Annotated in this window: 16 protein-coding genes and 1 pseudogene; 2 read left to right on the top strand and 15 right to left on the bottom strand. The window is 63.2% G+C overall.

Annotated elements, in window-relative coordinates; genetic code table 11:
* Positions 1-65: 65 nt before the first annotated feature.
* The 3 genes and pseudogenes from GVL52_RS25375 to GVL52_RS25385 form a co-directional block, all read right to left on the bottom strand.
* Positions 66-2279, bottom strand: a complete 2214-nt coding sequence (locus tag GVL52_RS25375; protein ID WP_160012207.1) for a primosomal protein N' — start codon at positions 2277-2279, stop codon at positions 66-68.
* A 59-nt stretch (positions 2280-2338) separates the two neighbouring features.
* A pseudogene (locus tag GVL52_RS30990) lies at positions 2339-2467 on the bottom strand (AAA family ATPase); the annotation flags it as partial.
* Positions 2468-2488: 21 nt separating this feature from the next.
* The gene (locus tag GVL52_RS25385) at positions 2489-3436 is read right to left on the bottom strand and encodes a GNAT family N-acetyltransferase (protein ID WP_160012208.1); all 948 of its coding nucleotides are present in this window, start codon (positions 3434-3436) and stop codon (positions 2489-2491) included.
* Positions 3437-3576: 140 nt separating this feature from the next.
* Between GVL52_RS25385 and GVL52_RS25390 the strand changes: the two genes are divergently transcribed.
* Entirely contained in the window at positions 3577-4512 is a 936-nt protein-coding gene (locus GVL52_RS25390) for a tyrosine recombinase XerC (protein WP_160012209.1), read from the top strand.
* Between the two features lie 119 nt (positions 4513-4631).
* Positions 4632-5708, top strand: coding sequence for a TraB/GumN family protein (locus tag GVL52_RS25395; protein WP_160012255.1), 1077 nt, complete (start codon positions 4632-4634; stop codon positions 5706-5708).
* On the opposite strand, the gene GVL52_RS25400 is transcribed toward GVL52_RS25395, so the two are convergent.
* From GVL52_RS25400 to sucC, 12 genes are all read right to left on the bottom strand, one after another.
* A complete protein-coding gene (locus GVL52_RS25400) occupies positions 5686-6207 on the bottom strand; it encodes a DUF2867 domain-containing protein (RefSeq protein ID WP_160012210.1) in 522 nt (173 codons plus the stop codon). The genes GVL52_RS25395 and GVL52_RS25400 overlap by 23 nt on opposite strands.
* A gap of 345 nt (positions 6208-6552) precedes the next feature.
* Positions 6553-6843: a type II toxin-antitoxin system RelE/ParE family toxin gene (locus GVL52_RS25405; protein WP_160012211.1), complete on the bottom strand. Its 291-nt coding sequence runs from the start codon at positions 6841-6843 to the stop codon at positions 6553-6555.
* Entirely contained in the window at positions 6836-7111 is a 276-nt protein-coding gene (locus GVL52_RS25410) for a type II toxin-antitoxin system ParD family antitoxin (protein ID WP_160012212.1), read from the bottom strand. Before GVL52_RS25410 ends, GVL52_RS25405 begins: the two co-directional genes overlap by 8 nt.
* A gap of 146 nt (positions 7112-7257) precedes the next feature.
* The gene (gene lpdA, locus GVL52_RS25415) at positions 7258-8664 is read right to left on the bottom strand and encodes a dihydrolipoyl dehydrogenase (RefSeq protein ID WP_160012213.1); all 1407 of its coding nucleotides are present in this window, start codon (positions 8662-8664) and stop codon (positions 7258-7260) included.
* A gap of 26 nt (positions 8665-8690) precedes the next feature.
* Complete coding sequence (locus tag GVL52_RS25420; RefSeq protein WP_160012214.1) at positions 8691-9329, bottom strand: LysE family translocator; 639 nt, start codon at positions 9327-9329, stop codon at positions 8691-8693.
* Between the two features lie 31 nt (positions 9330-9360).
* Positions 9361-10113 (bottom strand): SDR family oxidoreductase, encoded by a 753-nt coding sequence (locus tag GVL52_RS25425; protein WP_160012215.1) that lies wholly within the window; start codon positions 10111-10113, stop codon positions 9361-9363.
* On the bottom strand, positions 10110-10616 hold the full coding sequence (locus GVL52_RS25430; protein WP_244619279.1) for a hypothetical protein: 507 nt from the start codon (positions 10614-10616) through the stop codon (positions 10110-10112). Before GVL52_RS25430 ends, GVL52_RS25425 begins: the two co-directional genes overlap by 4 nt.
* 7 nt (positions 10617-10623) lie before the next feature.
* Positions 10624-11013, bottom strand: coding sequence for an MAPEG family protein (locus GVL52_RS25435; RefSeq protein ID WP_160012217.1), 390 nt, complete (start codon positions 11011-11013; stop codon positions 10624-10626).
* A 54-nt stretch (positions 11014-11067) separates the two neighbouring features.
* A complete protein-coding gene (gene odhB, locus GVL52_RS25440) occupies positions 11068-12315 on the bottom strand; it encodes a 2-oxoglutarate dehydrogenase complex dihydrolipoyllysine-residue succinyltransferase (protein ID WP_160012218.1) in 1248 nt (415 codons plus the stop codon).
* Positions 12316-12445: 130 nt separating this feature from the next.
* A complete protein-coding gene (locus tag GVL52_RS25445; protein ID WP_160012219.1) occupies positions 12446-15430 on the bottom strand; it encodes a 2-oxoglutarate dehydrogenase E1 component in 2985 nt (994 codons plus the stop codon).
* Positions 15431-15596: 166 nt separating this feature from the next.
* Positions 15597-16499 carry a succinate--CoA ligase subunit alpha gene (gene sucD, locus GVL52_RS25450; RefSeq protein WP_160012220.1) on the bottom strand — a complete coding sequence of 301 codons (903 nt, stop codon included), beginning with the start codon at positions 16497-16499 and terminating at the stop codon, positions 15597-15599.
* 15 nt (positions 16500-16514) lie between these two features.
* The gene (sucC, locus tag GVL52_RS25455) at positions 16515-17708 is read right to left on the bottom strand and encodes an ADP-forming succinate--CoA ligase subunit beta (protein ID WP_160012221.1); all 1194 of its coding nucleotides are present in this window, start codon (positions 17706-17708) and stop codon (positions 16515-16517) included.
* Positions 17709-17744 lie beyond the last annotated feature (36 nt).

A 17744-nucleotide genomic window follows, 5' to 3' on the forward strand; every position in this document is an offset into this window, starting at 1 on the left:
GGCAGGCCGCAAACGCCCGCAATCGGACGATCGACAGGAAGCCCCGATTTATAGAAAACCCGGATTTACAAGAAGCTCTGCGGATCGATGTCGAGCTGCACATGAATGGAGCCGCGCTCCTTCGGCGACTGCGACAGCATGGCCCGCAAGAACCCCTGCATGTCGGCGTTTTTCCGCCCATGCACCAGCAGCCGGAAGCGATGGCGGCCGCGCACGATCGCAAGCGGCGCCTCCGCCGGTCCGAGCACCGAAATCCCGGTCACGACAGGCGCCGCGTTGCGGATGCTGCGGGCATGCGCCTCGGCATCGTTGCGCGTTTCGGCCGACACGATGATCGATGCCAGCCGCCCGAATGGCGGCAGGATGGCACGCTCGCGCTCGGCGATCTCGCGCTCGTAGAAAGCAGCGGCATCGCCGGAGACGATCGCCTGCATGACAGGATGCTGCGGCTGGTAGGTCTGCAGCAGCCCGTGGCTCTTCAAGCCCGTACGCCCGGCACGCCCCGTCACCTGCGACAGCAGCTGGAACGTCCGCTCGGCTGCCCTCGGATCGCCATTGGCCAGCCCCAGATCGGCATCGACGATCCCGACAAGCGTCATCAGCGGAAAGTTATGCCCCTTGGCGACCAGCTGCGTGCCGATGACGATATCGGCCTCGCCCTTGGCAATCGCATCGAGCTCTAGCCTGAGCCGCTTCACGCCGCCCATGATATCCGACGACAGCACGATCGTCCGTGCTTCGGGGAAGTGGCGTTCCACCTCCTCGGCAATCCGCTCCACGCCCGGCCCGCAGGCAACGAGATGGTCGAAGGTGCCGCATTCCGGGCAGGCCTCTGGCGTGCGCTCGTTATAGCCGCACTGATGGCACTGCAGCTGTTTCTTGAACCGGTGCTCGACCAGCCAGCTGGAGCATTGCGGGCACTGGAAGCGATGGCCGCAGACCCGGCAAAGCGTCAGCGGCGCATAGCCGCGCCGGTTGAGGAACAGCAGCGCCTGCTGCTTCTTCTCCACCGTCTTGCCGATCGCCCGCACCAGCACCGGCGACAGGAAGCCGCCGCGCTCGGGCGCATGCCGGCGCATATCGACCAGATGCAGATCGGGCAGTGCCGCGTCACCATAACGGGTCGGCAGATGAATGGTGGTGTAGCGCCCGCTCTGGCCGTTGACCTGGCTCTCCACCGATGGCGTCGCCGACACCAGCACGACAGGGAAATCCCCGATCCGCGCTCGCACCACGGCCATATCGCGGGCATTGTAATAGACGCGATCCTCCTGCTTGTAGGCAGGGTCGTGCTCTTCATCGACGATGATCAGCCCGAGATCCTCGAACGGCAGGAACAGTGCCGAGCGCGCACCGGCAACCACCCGCACCTCCCCCATCACCGCTTGGCGCCAGACCTTCTCGCGCGTCCTCGGCGGCAGGTCGGAATGCCATTCGGCAGGCTTGGCGCCGAACCGGTCCTGGAAACGCTCCAGAAAACTCGCCGTCAGGGCAATTTCCGGCAACAGGATCAGCACTTGCTTGCCGCGCTTCAGCGTCTCGGCAATCGCCTCGAAATAAACCTCGGTCTTGCCCGAACCGGTGACGCCATCGATCAGCGACACCGCGAACTGGCCGTTGCGCACCTCGCCGAGAATTTCCTCCGCCGCTTCCTTCTGCGGCCCGGCCAGCCGCGACGGCGCAAAATCAGGATCGGGTTTGGCGACGATCGGCGGCGGGGCCAGGAAGATCGTCTCGAATATCCCCTGCGTCACCAGTCCGTCGACGACGCTGGTCGAAACCCCTGCCGCATGCGCCAGCCCGCTGCGCGTCCACGACATCCCGTCGCCGGCCGTCTCCAGCACCCGGGCACGCGCCGGCGTCATCCGCTCCGGCTGACCGCCGACGAAGCGCAGCCCCTCGACCATCGGCTCCGGATCGAAGGCATTCGGCACCCTCAGCGCCATCCGCGCCACCAGCCCCGGCGGCGACAGCGTGTAGCTCGCCACCCAGTCGATGAAGTCGCGCATCTCTTTGGCGAGTGGCGGACAATCGAACACCTTGGTGATCGGCCTCAGCTTCTTCGGATCGACGCCCTCGTCGCCACCCTCCCAGACCGTGCCGATCACCTGGCGCGGCCCGAGCGGCACCTGCACCACCGACCCCGGCTCCACCGCAATGCCCTCGGGCACCGCATAGGAATAGGGTTTTGGCGCAGGCATGGGAACGAGCACCGCAACCGTACGGACGGCAGGCGGTGGTGCAATCGGGCCAAAGAGATCGGACGAATCTATGCTCATCGGGCGCGACCATGCCCGCAACCGCAGCAAATTGAAACCCGCGACATCGGTGCCGCAGCCTTCAGCACACGATAGAGATTGGATTTTCCGACACCGTTTTCACCGAGAAACAACGCCGTCCCCGGCAGATCCATATGGATCGAACGGAGCGACCGGTAATTCTGGGCAAACATCGAGCGGAGCAGCATGCCTCGCTTTACCCTATCCGCTCAGCGAAATGAATGGGCCGCGGCCATCTCCGGTTCCGCAGGCGCCACCACCGGCTGGAACCGCGCATCGCCATTGGCCTTCAGCGCGTGCACCGTATGCGTCTCGATCGCCCGCGTGACCTCGTTGATATCGCCGTCGAGCTGCTCGACCGGGATCATCTCGCCGATGACGAAATCGAAGCGGTCGCCGCGCTTGTTGAGCAGCTCGTGGAATACCGTCATGTCCCTGAGCTCCGTCGACCATTTGGCGAACCAGTAGAACAGCCCGGAATTGCGCGCCGTCATGTGAACAGGCAGGATCGGCAGATTGTATTTGCGCGCCAGCCCGACGGCAGACGTCTTCCATGGGCGCTCGTTGAGCGTCCCGTTTGCCCAGTAGGCGATGCGCCCGGAGGGAAACAGCACCGTCGCCTTGCCCTCGCGCACGGCATGGTTGGTCAGCTGCAGCGTCTCGCGGGCCTTCAGCTTGCTCTTGAATTCCTCGCGCCACTCGACCGGAATGACCACCTCGGCAAACCGCGGATTGACCCGCACCGCATCGCGATTGGCAAACACCATCATATCAGGCCGGCGGTGCTTCAAGAGGTCGAAGACGGCGACGCCGTCGGCAATCCCGGTCGGATGGTTGCTCACCAGAATGAAGCCGCCGCTCTGAGGAATACGTTCGCCATGGCTGACATTGATGTCGAGATCGAGCAGATCGCTCATATACTCGAAGCACTGGAAGCCCGGCATGTTGGCAACGTCATTGGCGAATTTCATCGCCTTGTTGTAGCGCAGCAGCGTGTAGAGAAACGGCCGCATCACCGGCCATAGCGGGTGACCGACGATGCGCTGTCCGCGCTCGGCAATCAGCGTATCGACGATGTGGCCGGGTTTGCCCTGGGAGACCAGTGCGACCGCTTCTGCGAACTGTCCGAATGCCGTGATGGTTTGGCGCCGTGCCATGCAAGATCCTGCGTCGTTGGGAGCCAGTATCGCGATTATTATGATCGAAGCATGACAGGCACTTGGCCGATGTTAGCGATTCCATAACCGTCCCTCCTTCAGAGTTGGCAGTTGAACCGGCAAATTCAAGGGGCATGGACGTGAACGAACTCCTGATCATGGCCGACCCACGGCTGATGGCTGAACGCGCCGCATGGCTGCAGAGCCTTGCCAGCGAACGCCGCCTTTCCGAGCACACGCTCGACGCCTATGAGCGCGACACCCGCCAGTTCCTGACCTTCCTCACCGGCCATCTCGCCGGCCCGACGACGCTGAAGGACATCCACGCGCTGCGCCCCGCCGATTTCCGCGCCTTCCTCGCCGCTCGCCGCCGCGAGGGCTCCGGCGCCCGCTCGCTCGGCCGCAATCTGGCCGGCCTGCGCTCCCTGCTGCGCTATCTCGAAAAGAAGGGCCTGGTGAACGCCGCAGGTGCCGCCGCCATCCGCTCGCCGAAGCAGCCGAAATCGCTGCCGAAGCCGCTCTCCGACACACAGGCGATCACAGTTGTCAGCGACGAGGCACAGTTGCACGACGAGCCCTGGATCGCCGCCCGCGACGCCGCCGTCATGACCCTGCTCTACGGCTGCGGCCTGCGCATCTCCGAAGCGCTCGACCTTTTGCCCGGTGATCTTCGCCCCGGCGCCACCAGCCTCAGGATCACCGGCAAGGGCAACAAGACCCGCCTGGTGCCGCTGCTCTCCGTCGTCTTCGATGCCGTCGAGAAATACCGGGCGCTCTGCCCCTATCACCTGGCCGCCGACCAGCCGCTGTTTCGCGGCGCCCGCGGCGGCAAGCTGCAGCAGGCGATCATCCAGCGCACCATGCAGAAGATGCGCAGCGCCTTCGGCCTGCCCGACACCGCCACCCCGCACGCACTGCGCCACTCCTTTGCCACCCATCTTCTGGCCGGTGGCGGCGATCTGCGCACCATCCAGGAACTGCTCGGCCACGCCAGCCTGTCGACCACGCAGATCTATACCGGTGTGGATTCAGCAAGGCTTCTCGAGGTTTACGACCGCGCCCACCCCCGGGCGTAATCCTTTGTTAACGTCTTCCCTTAAAGGAATATGCGCAGGCGAGCGCGTAGAGCTAGGGCCTTACTCTTTGTGACCGGAACACCATCATGACGATCTCCCTTGGCCACCGCAGCCAGCCCATGGCAACAAGGCTTATGGCAACACGGCTCCCCGCTTCCCCGGGCAATATCGTGCTCTGGCTGATCGCCGCCTTCCATGTGGTGCTCGCCGCCATGCTGATCACAGCTCTCGTCTCCGTCTCGCCGGCTGCCGCCGCGGACGAGGCCAGCTGCACCGGCCGCAACATCCTTGATGATCTCAAGCAAAGCGATCCGGCCCGCTACGCGCAGGCAGTCAAGGAAGGCGATGCGGTGCCGAACGGCAAAGGCATCTTCTGGAAGATCGAAAAGCCGGGCATCAAGCCCTCATGGCTGCTCGGCAGCATGCATGTCACCGATCCGCGCGTGCTGCAGCTGCCGCCGCGCACCCAGGCCGCCCATGACGCCGCCGACACCATCGTCATCGAATCCGACGAGATCCTCGACGAGAAGAAGGCCTCGGCCGCTTTGATGATGAAGCCCGAGCTGATGATGTTCACCGATGGCACCACCATCGAAAAGCTGCTCTCGCATGAGGACTACACCCGCCTCGAGGAAGGCCTGAAGCAGCGCGGCATTCCGCTTTCCGCCGTCTCGCGCATGCGCCCGTGGATGATCTCGAGCGTCGTTGCGCTGCCGAGCTGCGAAATGGCCCGCAAGGCCAAGGGCGTGCAGTTCCTCGACCAGAAGATCGCTACCGATGCGGTCGCCGAGGGCAAGCAGGTCAAGGGCCTGGAAACGCTTTCCGAGCAGTTGCAGGCGATGGCCGAGCTGCCGACGGAATTCCACATGAAATCGCTGATCGAGACGCTGGAACTCGGATCGAAGATGAACGACGTGGTCGAGACCATGACCGATCTCTACCTCACCGGCGATATCGGCATGACCATGCCGATGCTGAAGACCGTCTCGCCCGAGGGCGAGGAGGAAGACAGCGACTACGCCGCCTTCGAGCAGCGCATCATCCTCGACCGCAACAAGGTCATGGCCGAACGCGCCGCCCCGATCCTTGCCAACGGCAACATCTTCATGGCCGTCGGCGCGCTGCACCTGCCGGGCGAACAGGGCGTCATCGAACTGCTGCGTAAGCAGGGCTTTACGCTGACGGCGGTGAACTGAGGGCTTTCAGCCGCTTGCCCATATGGGCCATCATCGCCACTACCACCAGATTGTGGAACGGCGTGATGACCGCGATGTATATCCGGCCGATCAGAATCTTGCGCCGCACCAGCGTCGTGGCGCTCACCCGCTTGACATCACCCGCATCCTCGACATCGATGACGACGCGAAAGTCGAGATGCCGGTCGTCGAAACCGACGATTACCTGCCGCGCGGATTGTGACAGCAACGGGAATATCCCGATCTTTTCCAGCCCCTCGGGCAAATCATGCGCTGCCGTCTTCAGCCCCAGTAGCGGACCGACGATCAGGTTACGCAACCGCATCAGACCTGTAATCCAGAACGGCGCATAGCCGAGCATCAGCCGCGCGGCCTTGATCGCCGTCAGTGATTCGGCAGGCACGCTCAGCTGATAGCAATCCGCCCAGTCGGCCTGCGGCAGCGCCGAATGCGGCAGGCATGGCGCGATCTTCAAAGGTCTGGCTGGCATCCACAACATGGCTGTCTCTTCCTCGGCAACAGTCTGGCCCAACAGATAGCACGTTGAGCCATGCAGCGCCGCCCTGTGCGGCAGCCTGCGGCAATACGCGCCGCCTCGTTGCTCGCCAGCAGTAACGCCTACACGACGCCGGCACGACATCCTCCGGGCAATGAGCGAGCGCCACGCATCCCTTCTCCCTAGTGGGGAGAAGATGCCGGCAGGCAGATGAGGGGGATGAGGCGCGCAAGCGCCGAATAGCGCATAAGGTACAAAAAGTCGGCTGATGGACTACCGAGTAGCCCCCTCATCCGGCCCTGCGGGCCACCTTCTCCCCAAGGGGAGAAGGGGACGACGCGCCACTGCCTACGCCAGCCAACTCTCCACGTCGCGCGGACCGTAAACGATGGTCACCACCAAGATCCCGTCAGCCGTTGGTTCGTAAACAGCGACATAACGCCCCTCGATCAAGATGCGCGCCGTGCGGCTCAGCTCCGGCCGGCGCGGCCCCATTTCGGGATGGCTGGCGGCGAGTTCGAATTTCTCCAGAAGTCGTCGCAACAGGCCATCGGCGGCTCGTTCATTGTCCGGTGCAATCGAACGCCAGATATCGCGCAGGTCGTCTTCCGCGCGAGGGCTGAGCGTGTATCTAGCCACGCGACCGTGCTTCCGCCTTCAACTCTGCGAGAAGCGTATCGGCATCGACCTCACGGCCCTCACCGCTCGCCATACCCTCGTCATAGGCCTTCCTGAGACGCGCCATCTCCATCCGCCGGATTTCTTCTCGCTGCTCCCAGAGGCGCAGGGCATCGCGGACGATTTCGCTGTTCGACGCATAGCCACCATTGTCGATGGCGTTCTGCATCGTCGCCGCCTGATGCGGCGTAAGGGACACTGTGAGGGTGCGCATGTTGGTGGCTTTCATGGCTGACCTTATAACACCGCCAACAGGATCTAACAAATATTGTTAGCTGCCGCCTTCGGTTGTGGATGACCGGCAACGCCTAATCCAAACAAAAAAAGCCGCGGTCCTTTCGAACCGCGGCCGCATCGGGATCGCTCCCTGATGTCCTACATGTGGATCGGCTTGAAGAATGCGGCGAGTGCCGCTTCCTTGACCGCTTCCGACATCGTCGGGTGCGCGTGGCAGGTGCGGCCGAGGTCTTCTGCCGAGCCGCCGAATTCCATCAGCACGGCGATCTCGTGGATCATCTCGCCAGCGCCGAAGCCGACGATGTGGCCGCCGAGAACGCGGTCGGTGGTCTTGTCGGACAGGATCTTCACGAAGCCGTCGGTGGCGAGCATCGCGCGGGCGCGGCCGTTTGCCGTGAACGGGAACTTGCCGACCTTGTAGGCGATGCCGGCCGACTTCAGCTCTTCCTCGGTCTTGCCGACGGAGGCGACCTCAGGCTGGGTGTAGACGACGCTCGGAATGACGTCGTAATTCACGTGACCAGCCTGGCCGGCGAGGATTTCGGCGAGAGCCACGCCTTCGTCCTCAGCCTTGTGCGCCAGCATCGGGCCCTTCACCACGTCGCCGATCGCATAGATGCCGGCAACATTGGTCTTGAAGTGGCCGTCGATCTCGACGCGACCGCGATTGTCGAGCGCAACGCCCGCCTCCTCGAGGCCGAGGCCCGCCGTGTATGGCTTGCGGCCGGTGGCGATCAGCACGACGTCGGCTTCGAGCGTCACCTTGTCGCCGCCCTTGACCGGCTCGAAGGTCACCTTCGCGCCCTTGCCGCCCTTTTCGACGCCGACGACCTTGGCGCCGAGGTTGAATTCGATGCCCTGCTTGGCAAGCATCCGCTGGAACTGCTTGGCGACGTCGCCATCCATGCCGCCGAGGATGGTGTCGAGATATTCGACCACCGTCACCTTGGCGCCGAGGCGCGACCAGACCGAGCCGAGCTCGAGGCCGATGACACCGCCGCCGACGACGATCATCGTTTCAGGAACCTTGTCGAGCGCGATACCGCCGGTCGACGAGATGATCACCTTCTCGTCGAGATCGACCTTCACACCCGGGATGCCGGCAACGTCGGAGCCGGTGGCGATCACGATGTTCTTGCCTTCGATTTCCTGCACCTTGCCGTCTTCGGCGGTGACGGAGACCTTGCCGGCCGAAACGATCTTGCCGGTGCCGAGGAAGCTGTCGATCTTGTTCTTCTTGAACAGGAAGGCGACGCCATCGACGTTGGCCTTCACGGTCGCATCCTTGTGCGCCAGCATCTTGTCGAGGTTCAGCTTCGGCGCCGGCACTTCGATGCCGAGCGCATCCATGCCGTGGCCGGCCTGATGGAACATCTCGGAGGCATGCAGCAGCGCCTTGGAGGGAATGCAGCCGACGTTCAGGCAGGTGCCGCCGAAGGTCGCGCGCTTTTCGACGACAGCAACCTTGAGGCCGAGCTGGGCCGCCTTGATGGCAGCGACATAGCCGCCGGGGCCGGTTCCGATAACGATCACATCATAGGACATTGGGTCTTTTCCTTTTCGTTATTTGTTTAGTCCGCCGCACGCGCAAGTGCGAGGCGGAAGCCGAAGCCGACAAGAGCGGCGCCGGTAATGCGGTTGAACCATTTGCCGCTGGCGATGAAGCGATCGCGGATCGGCTTGACGGTGAAGAAGGTGGAGACGCCGGCAAACCAGGCGACCAGCGCCGTGGCCATGCCGATGCCGTAGCTGAACTGGATCAGCGCCGGCGTGTCGTGATGGACCAGCGTCGAAAACAGCGACAGGAAGAACAGCACCGGCTTCGGGTTCAGGGCGTTGGTGACAAAACCCATGCCCAGGCACTTCAGCGCCGAAATCGGCTTGCGGTCTTCCTCGGTGACTTCGATCTCGCTGACATCAAAGCCCGGCGCGCGAAACGACTTGATGCCGAGATAGACGAGGTAGGCAACACCGGCCCACTTGATCAGCGCAAACAGCATCAGCGACTGCGACACGATCAGCCCGAGGCCGAGGATGGTGTAGCTGATGTGGAACAGCAGCGAGAAGCCCATGCCGAGACCGGTCATCATCGCGGCGCTGCGGCCGTGCACGATGCTCTGGCGCAGGATCACCGCGAAGTCGGCACCGGGCACGACGATGAAGATCGAGAAGACGGCCATCAGGCCGAGAAATTCGAGCAAGTACTGCATGTTCACACCGCCACTGGATTGATGTGCCCGGTCATCGACCGCCGCTCACATTGAGGATCGAACCCGTTATATAGGAAGCCTCCTGCGACAACAGGTAGAGCACCGCATCGGCGATCTCCTCTGCCGTGCCCGCCCGCTGCATCGGAATGCTCGGCGCCATGTCGCGCGCCCGATCCGGCAGGCCGCCCGATGCATGGATCTCGGTGGCGATCACACCCGGCCGCACCGCATTCACCCGCACCCCCTCGGTTGCCACTTCGCGGGCAAGACCGATGGTGAAGGTATCGATCGCGGCTTTCGAGGCAGCGTAGTCGACATATTGCGACGGCGAACCGATGATCGCCGCCATCGAGGAGATATTGACGATCGCCCCGCCCGTGCCGCCATGCCGGCTCGACATCCGCCGCACCGCTTCGGCGGCGCAGAGGACGGAGCCGGTGACGTTGATCCGCATCATCCGCTCGATGCGCTCGACCGACATCTCATCGACCCGCGCCGGTGCATCGACGATGCCGGCATTGTTGACCAGCCCGTCCAGCCGCCCGAAACGGTCATCGACAGCCTGAAACATCGCCACGATATCCCCAGCATTGCCGACGTCGCCCTTGATGGCAAAGGCCGCGCCGCCACCCGCTTCGATCGTGGAAACCACCGCATCGGCCGCCGCCTGGTTGGCCGCATAGTTCACCGCCACCCGCCAGCCTTTGGCAGAAGCAAGCAGGCAGATCGCGGCGCCGATGCCGCGGCTGCCGCCGGTGACGAGAAGAACGGGTGCATCAGTCATTTCGCGCATTCCTTGAAATCGAGCACGTCCCAGGGCGCCAAGGACGCCTTGCCCTCGCCCCAGACCGACGAGGCCCGAATGGCAGGCCCGATCCCTGGGAGAACCACCTTGTCGGCGGCATTGCCGGCTTCCGGCTGCAGATTGTCCATCTCGCCCCTGGCGTTCATCCCATAGACCATGCCCTGCCAGATGGTGCAGGCCTCCAGATCGGCGCCGGTCGCATCGCCGTCGGGGCAATGGAACATCACCATGCCGATCGACCGCACAGGATCCTCCGACGGCATCACATAGCCGTCGAGCACCAGCGCGGTCTTCAGCACGTTGAGCTTGAACTGGTTGCTGGCCGCCGCAGCCGGCGAATTGATTGGCGAGAAGCGCAGCTCGTAGGCGCCGTCGCGATCGGCATAGACGGCATTGGCCTGCTTGCACTCGGCAGCCAGTAGCGGCTGCCCGCACAGCGAGGCGAGAACGATGGCCGCAATGGTGATCGAAGGCTGACCCATCATCCCCTCACCACACGATGCCGATGAACATCAGCACCAGCCCGATTGCCGAGACCGACCAGATCCACGAACGATAAGGGCTGAGCCCGATCAGATAGGCTGGCAGGTAGGCGACGCGCGCCCAGAACCACAGTGCCGCGCCCCAATGGGTGAGGCTGTCCGAATGGCCGGAGGCGACGCTGACCACCGCAAGCGCGATAAAGATCGGATAGGTTTCCTGGAAATTCCTCAAGGCCCGGGTGGCGCGGCCGGTGAAAAGGTTCGGCTCGGGCTCGTGGTCGCGTGTCGAGTTGGCGTCCTTGACGCCGCTCTGCATGCGGTAGGCCGCCGCCTGCGCCATCATATAGGCAAAGGCGAGCGCAGCACTCCAGAGCAGATAGACAAGTTCCAGCGACATCAGATGTTCCGGGGCTGAGGCGAAAAGGGCCGCTCGCGCGGCCCTGTCGGTCTCTTAGAGATCGAGAACGAGGCGTTCCGGATCTTCCAGGCTTTCCTTGACGCGCACGAGGAAGGTCACGGCTTCCTTACCATCGACGATCCGGTGATCGTAGGACAGCGCCAGATACATCATCGGACGGATGACGATCTGGCCGCCGACGACGACGGGACGATCCTGGATCTTGTGCATGCCGAGAATGCCCGACTGCGGTGCATTCAGGATCGGCGAGGACATCAGCGAACCGTAGACGCCACCATTGGTGATGGTGAAGGTACCGCCCTGCATGTCGGCCATCGACAGCGCGCCGTCACGGGCGAGCTTGGCCAGACGACCGAGGTCCTTTTCGATGCCGGCGATCGACAGCTGGTCGGCATCGCGGATGATCGGAACGACCAGGCCCTTGTCGGTGCCGACGGCCATGCCGATGTGGCAGTAGTTCTTGTAGATCAGGTCGGTGCCGTCGATTTCGGCGTTGACCGCAGGCAGTTCCTTCAGCGCGTGGGTGACGGCCTTGGTGAAGAAGCCCATGAAGCCGAGCTTGACGCCGTGCTTCTTCTCGAACACGTCCTTGTACTTGGCGCGCAGGGCCATCACCGCGCTCATGTCCACCTCGTTATAGGTGGTCAGCATCGCTGCGGTGTTCTGTGCGTCCTTGAGGCGCTTGGCGATCGTCTGGCGCAGGCGCGTCATCTTCACGCGCTCTTCGCGGCCGGCGTCTTCGACGGTCGAAGGACCGCGCGGTGCGGCAGGAACCGCGGCAGGCGCAGACGCCGGAGCGGAGATGCCCTTGGCAACAGCAGCGATCACGTCGCCCTTCAGGACCTGGCCGCGCTTGCCTGATCCATCGACCTGATCGGCCGAGATGTTGTTTTCAGCGAGCATCTTCGAAGCTGCCGGTGCCGGCGGCATCGAGGTTGCGGTGGCCGAGGCGGAAGCTGCAGCAGCAACCGGTGCCGGTGCGGCAGGAGCGGGCTCGGCGGCCTTGGCAGGCGCAGCAGCAGGTGCCGAGGCAGCAGCGCCGGCGCCGGCCGAGATGTGGCCGAGCAGAGCGGCAAGACCGACGGTTTCGCCGGGCTGCACAATGATTTCCGAAAGAACGCCGGAGGACGGTGCCGGGACTTCGATGGTCACCTTGTCGGTTTCAAGCTCGACCAGCGGCTCATCGGCCTTGATGACATCGCCGACCTTCTTGAACCAGGTGCCGACGGTTGCCTCGCTGACGGATTCACCGAGAGTTGGAACGCGGATTTCTGTGGCCATTGTTTAAATCCTGAATTTTGATCCGTGAATTGTGATCACTGTGATGTTGGACGGCGTTCCGGCAGCGGGGCCGAACAGCGAATTAATGCGGAGAGGAAGCGGCCGCCGCTCCCTCTCCGATCTCATTCTGTTAGCCGCCGAGCGCATCCTCGAGGAATGCTGCGAGCTGTGCCAGATGCTTGGACATCAGGCCGGTTGCCGGCGAAGCGGCAGCCGGACGTCCGGTGTAGCGAACGCGCTGGTACTTCGCATCGATATGGGCGAGCACCCATTCCAGATACGGGTCGATGAACGACCAGCCGCCCATGTTCTTCGGCTCTTCCTGGCACCAGACCATTTCCGCATGGCGGAAGCGCGAGAGCTCGTTGATGAGCGCCTTCGCCGGGAACGGATAGAGCTGTTCGACGCGCAGCAGGTAGACATCGTCGATGCCGCGCTTTTCGCGCTCTTCGAGAAGGTCGTAGTAGACCTTGCCCGAGCACATCACGACGCGACGGATCTTGGCGTCCTTCTGCAGCTTGATCGGACCGTCCTTGATCACCTCGGCATCGTCCCAGAGCAGACGGTGGAACGAGGTCTCGCCGGCCATCTCCGCCAGACCCGACACTGCACGCTTGTGGCGCAGCAGCGACTTCGGCGTCATCATGATCAGCGGCTTGCGGAAGTCGCGCTTCAGCTGGCGGCGCAGGATGTGGAAGTAGTTTGCCGGCGTGGTGACGTTGGCAACCTGCATGTTGTCTTCGGCGCACATCTGCAGCCAGCGCTCGAGGCGGGCCGACGAGTGCTCCGGACCCTGGCCTTCATAACCGTGCGGCAGCAGGCAGACGAGGCCCGACATGCGCAGCCACTTGCGTTCGCCCGACGAGATGAACTGGTCGAACACCACCTGCGCACCGTTGGCGAAGTCGCCGAACTGGGCTTCCCAGAGCGTCAGCGCATTCGGACGCGCCAGCGAGTAGCCGTATTCGAAGCCGAGAACGGCTTCTTCCGACAGCATCGAGTTGATGACTTCGTAGCGTGCCTGGGTCGGCGACAGGTTGGCGAGCGGGATGTAGCGCTCTTCCGTTTCCTGATCGTAGAGAACCGAGTGGCGCTGCGAGAACGTGCCGCGTTCGCAATCCTGGCCCGACAGGCGTATCTTGTGGCCTTCGACGCAGAGCCCGCCGAACGCCAGCGCTTCCGCCGTTGCCCAGTCGATGCCTTCGCCGGTCGAGATCATGTTCGAGCGGTTTTCCATGAAGCGCTGGATGGTGCGGTGTGCGCGGAAGCCTTCCGGGATCTCGGAAAGCTTGCGGCCGATTTCCTTCAGCTGCTTCATCGGAACGGCAGTCTTGCCGCGACGCTGTTCGTCGGCATTGTCGGCCGTGCGCAAGCCCGACCACTCGCCGTCAAGCCAGTCGGCCTTGTTGGGCTTGTAGTGCTGGCCGGCCTCGAACTCCTGCTCGAGATGGGCGCGCCAGTCGGCCTTCATCTTTTCGACTTCGCCCTCGCTCAGCACGCCCTCGGCAACGAGGCGCTCGCCGTAGAGCTGCAGCACCGTCTTGTGGGCACGAATGACCTTGTACATCTTCGGCTGCGTGAAGGACGGTTCGTCGCCTTCATTGTGGCCGTAGCGACGGTAGCAGAACATGTCCAGCACGACAGGCTTGTGGAACTTCATGCGAAATTCCATGGCGATCTTGGCACCGTAGACGACCGCTTCCGGATCGTCGCCGTTGACGTGCAGGATCGGTGCTTCGATCATCTTGGCGACGTCGGACGGATAGGGCGACGAGCGCGAGAAGGCCGGATTGGTGGTGAAACCGATCTGGTTGTTGATGATGACGTGCATCGTGCCGGCAACGCGGTGACCGCGAAGGCCAGACAGGCCGAGGATTTCGGCAATCACGCCCTGGCCGGCAAACGCCGCGTCGCCGTGGATCAACAGCGGCAGCACCTTGGAGCGCTCGGAAAGCGGAATGGTGTCGCCTTCCCAGACGGTGGCGCCCATGTCCTGCTTGGCGCGCACCTTGCCCATGACCACGGGATCGACGATCTCGAGGTGCGAGGGGTTGGCCGTCAGCGACACGTGGATCTTGTTGCCGTCGAACTCGCGGTCGGAAGAGGCGCCGAGGTGATACTTGACGTCGCCGGAACCTTCGACTTCGTCAGGCGCGTAGGAGCCGCCCTTGAACTCGTGGAAGATGGCGCGGTGCGGCTTGCCCATCACCTGGGAGAGCACGTTCAGGCGGCCGCGGTGGGCCATGCCGAACACGGCTTCCTTGAGGCCCAGATGGCCGCCACGCTTGAGGATCTGCTCCAGCGCCGGAATCAGCGATTCACCGCCGTCGAGGCCGAAACGCTTGGTGCCCTTGAACTTGACGTCGAGGAACTGCTCGTAGCCTTCGGCTTCGATGATCTTGGCAAGGATCGCCTTCTTGCCTTCGGCCGTGAAGGCAACGCCCTTGTCCGGGCCTTCGATCCGTTCCTGGATCCAGGCCTTTTCCTCGGGGTTGGAAATGTGCATGAACTCGACGCCGAGCGTCGAGCAATAGGTGCGCTCGAGGATCTCGATCATCTCCGGGATGGTCGCGTATTCGAGGCCGAGCACGTTGTCGATGAAGATCTTGCGATCGTTGTCGGCGGCAGTGAAGCCGTAATTCTCAGGGGCCAGCTCGTGGTAGTCTTCCACCGGCGCGGCAATGCCGAGCGGGTCGAGCTTGGCGTGCAGGTGGCCGCGCATGCGATAGGCCCGGATCATCATGATGGCGCGCACGCTGTCGCGCGTCGCCTGCAGGATGTCGGCGCCATCGGTCGGCTTGCCGGCGGCTTCCGCCTTGGCCTTGACCTTGGTCTCGACGACCTTCTCGATCACGCCCCAGTTGCCGTCGAGCGCCGAAACCAGATCACCGCTGGCGGCAAGCGGCCAGTTGCTCTTGCGCCAGGAAGCACCCTTGGCTGCCCGCTTCACATCGTCAGGATTGTCTTCCAGCGCCTTGAAGAACGCCCTCCACTCCTCGTTGACCGAGGCGGGATCCTCCTCGAAGCGCGCGTGCAGCTGCTCGATGTAAGCAGCGTTGGCGCCATCCAGGAACGAAGTGATCTGAAACTGCTCGTTGGCTTCTTGCCGTGCCATGGTGATACGCGGACGTCGTCGTCCGCCTCCTGACTTTTGTGTTTTTGCCGATCTCCCGACCGGCTGCCGCATCTGTCTTCGCCGCCTGTCCGCGGCTCATTCCGTGTCGTGGTCTAAACCGGGCAGCACGACACGAATGCGTCCTGCCCGGGTCTTATAGATTGGATCAGCCCTTGAGGACTTCAACCAGCGTGGTGCCGAGGCGAGCCGGAGATGGCGACACCTTGATGCCGGCCGCTTCCATGGCTGCGATCTTCGATTCCGCATCGCCCTTGCCGCCGGAAACGACAGCACCGGCGTGGCCCATCGTGCGGCCCTTCGGAGCCGTACGACCGGCGATGAAGCCTGCCATCGGCTTCTTGCGGCCCTTCTTGGCTTCGTCGATCAGGAACTGGGCTGCTTCTTCTTCAGCCGCACCACCGATTTCGCCGATCATGATGATCGACTTGGTGGCGTCGTCAGCGAGGAACATTTCCAGCATGTCGATGAACTCGGTGCCCTTGACGGGGTCGCCGCCGATACCGACAGCCGTCGTCTGGCCGAGGCCTTCGTTCGACGTCTGGAACACCGCTTCATAGGTCAGCGTGCCGGAGCGCGAGACGATACCGACCGAGCCCTTGCGGAAGATCGAGCCCGGCATGATGCCGATCTTGCATTCTTCCGGCGTCAGAACGCCCGGGCAGTTCGGGCCGAGCAGGCGCGACTTGGAGCGGTCCAGGCGAGCCTTGACGCGAACCATGTCCATGACAGGGATGCCTTCGGTGATGCAGGTGATGAGACCGATCTCGGCGTCGATCGCCTCGATGATCGCATCGGCTGCACCTGCCGGCGGAACGTAGATCACCGACGCGTCGGCGCCCGTGCGTTCCTTGGCTTCGGCAACGGTGGCATAGATCGGCAGGCTTTCGCCCTTCGAGCCGGTCCAGGTTTCGCCACCCTTCTTCGGGTGGATACCGCCGACCATCTGCGTGCCGTAATAGGCAAGCGCCTGTTCGGTGTGGAACGTGCCGGTCTTGCCGGTCAGGCCCTGAACGAGGACCTTGGTATTCTTGTTGACGAGAATAGACATTATCAGGTCCTCAAATTAGGCGTTGATCGCCGCGACGATCTTCTTGGCAGCGTCGTCGAGATCGTCAGCAGCCGTGATCGCAAGACCCGATTCGTTGAGGATCTTCTTGCCGAGTTCGACATTGGTGCCTTCGAGGCGCACGACCAGCGGAACCTTGAGGCCGACTTCCTGAACCGCTGCGACAACGCCTTCGGCGATGACGTCGCACTTCATGATGCCGCCGAAGATGTTGACGAGGATGCCCTCGACCTTCGGGTCAGCGGTGATGATCTTGAAGGCAGCAGCCACCTTCTCCTTGCCGGCGCCACCGCCGACGTCACAGAAGTTTGCCGGCTCCTTGCCGTACAGCTTGATGATGTCCATCGTCGCCATGGCGAGACCGGCACCGTTGACCATGCAGCCGATGTTGCCGTCGAGCGCCACGTAAGCGAGGTCCCACTTGGAGGCTTCGATTTCCTTGGCGTCTTCTTCGCTCTCGTCGCGCAGCGCCTTGACGTCGTCGTGACGGAACAGCGCGTTGCCGTCGAACGACATCTTGGCGTCGAGGACGCGCAGATGGCCATCCTTCATGACGATCAGCGGGTTGACTTCGAGCAACGCCATGTCCTTTTCGCCGAACGCCTTGTAGAGCGCCGGGAACAGCGACTTGGCGTCTTCGGCGGCAGCGCCGGAAAGCTCGAGAGCCTTGGAGATCGCAGCAACGTCGGCAGCGGTTACGCCGGCTTCCGGGGCAATCGCGATCGTGTGGATCTTCTCAGGCGTGTCGTGGGCAACGGCTTCGATGTCCATGCCGCCTTCGGTGGAAACCACGAAGGCAACCTGACCGACCGAACGATCGACCAGGAGCGAGCAATAGAGCTCGCGGTCGATGTCGGCGCCGTCTTCGATGTAGAGGCGGTTGACCTGCTTGCCGGCGTCGCCCGTCTGGGCGGTGACCAGCGTGTTGCCGAGCATGTCCTTGGCGTGCGCCACGACTTCCTCGATCGACTTGGCGAGACGTACGCCGCCCTTGGCATCAGGGCCGAGTTCCTTGAACTTGCCCTTGCCGCGGCCACCGGCGTGAATCTGGCTCTTGACCACGTAAAGCGGGCCCGGGAGCGACTTGGCAGCAGCTTCGGCTTCCTCGACCTTGAGGATTGCCACACCTTCCGCGACCGGCGCGCCATAGCCCTTCAGCAGAGCCTTGGCCTGATATTCATGAATATTCATGGATCTATTCCTGTTTGGATTGCGTCAGCGGTCCGT

It is taken from the genome of Rhizobium sp. 18055, assembly GCF_902706285.1.
Lineage (GTDB): Bacteria > Pseudomonadota > Alphaproteobacteria > Rhizobiales > Rhizobiaceae > Rhizobium.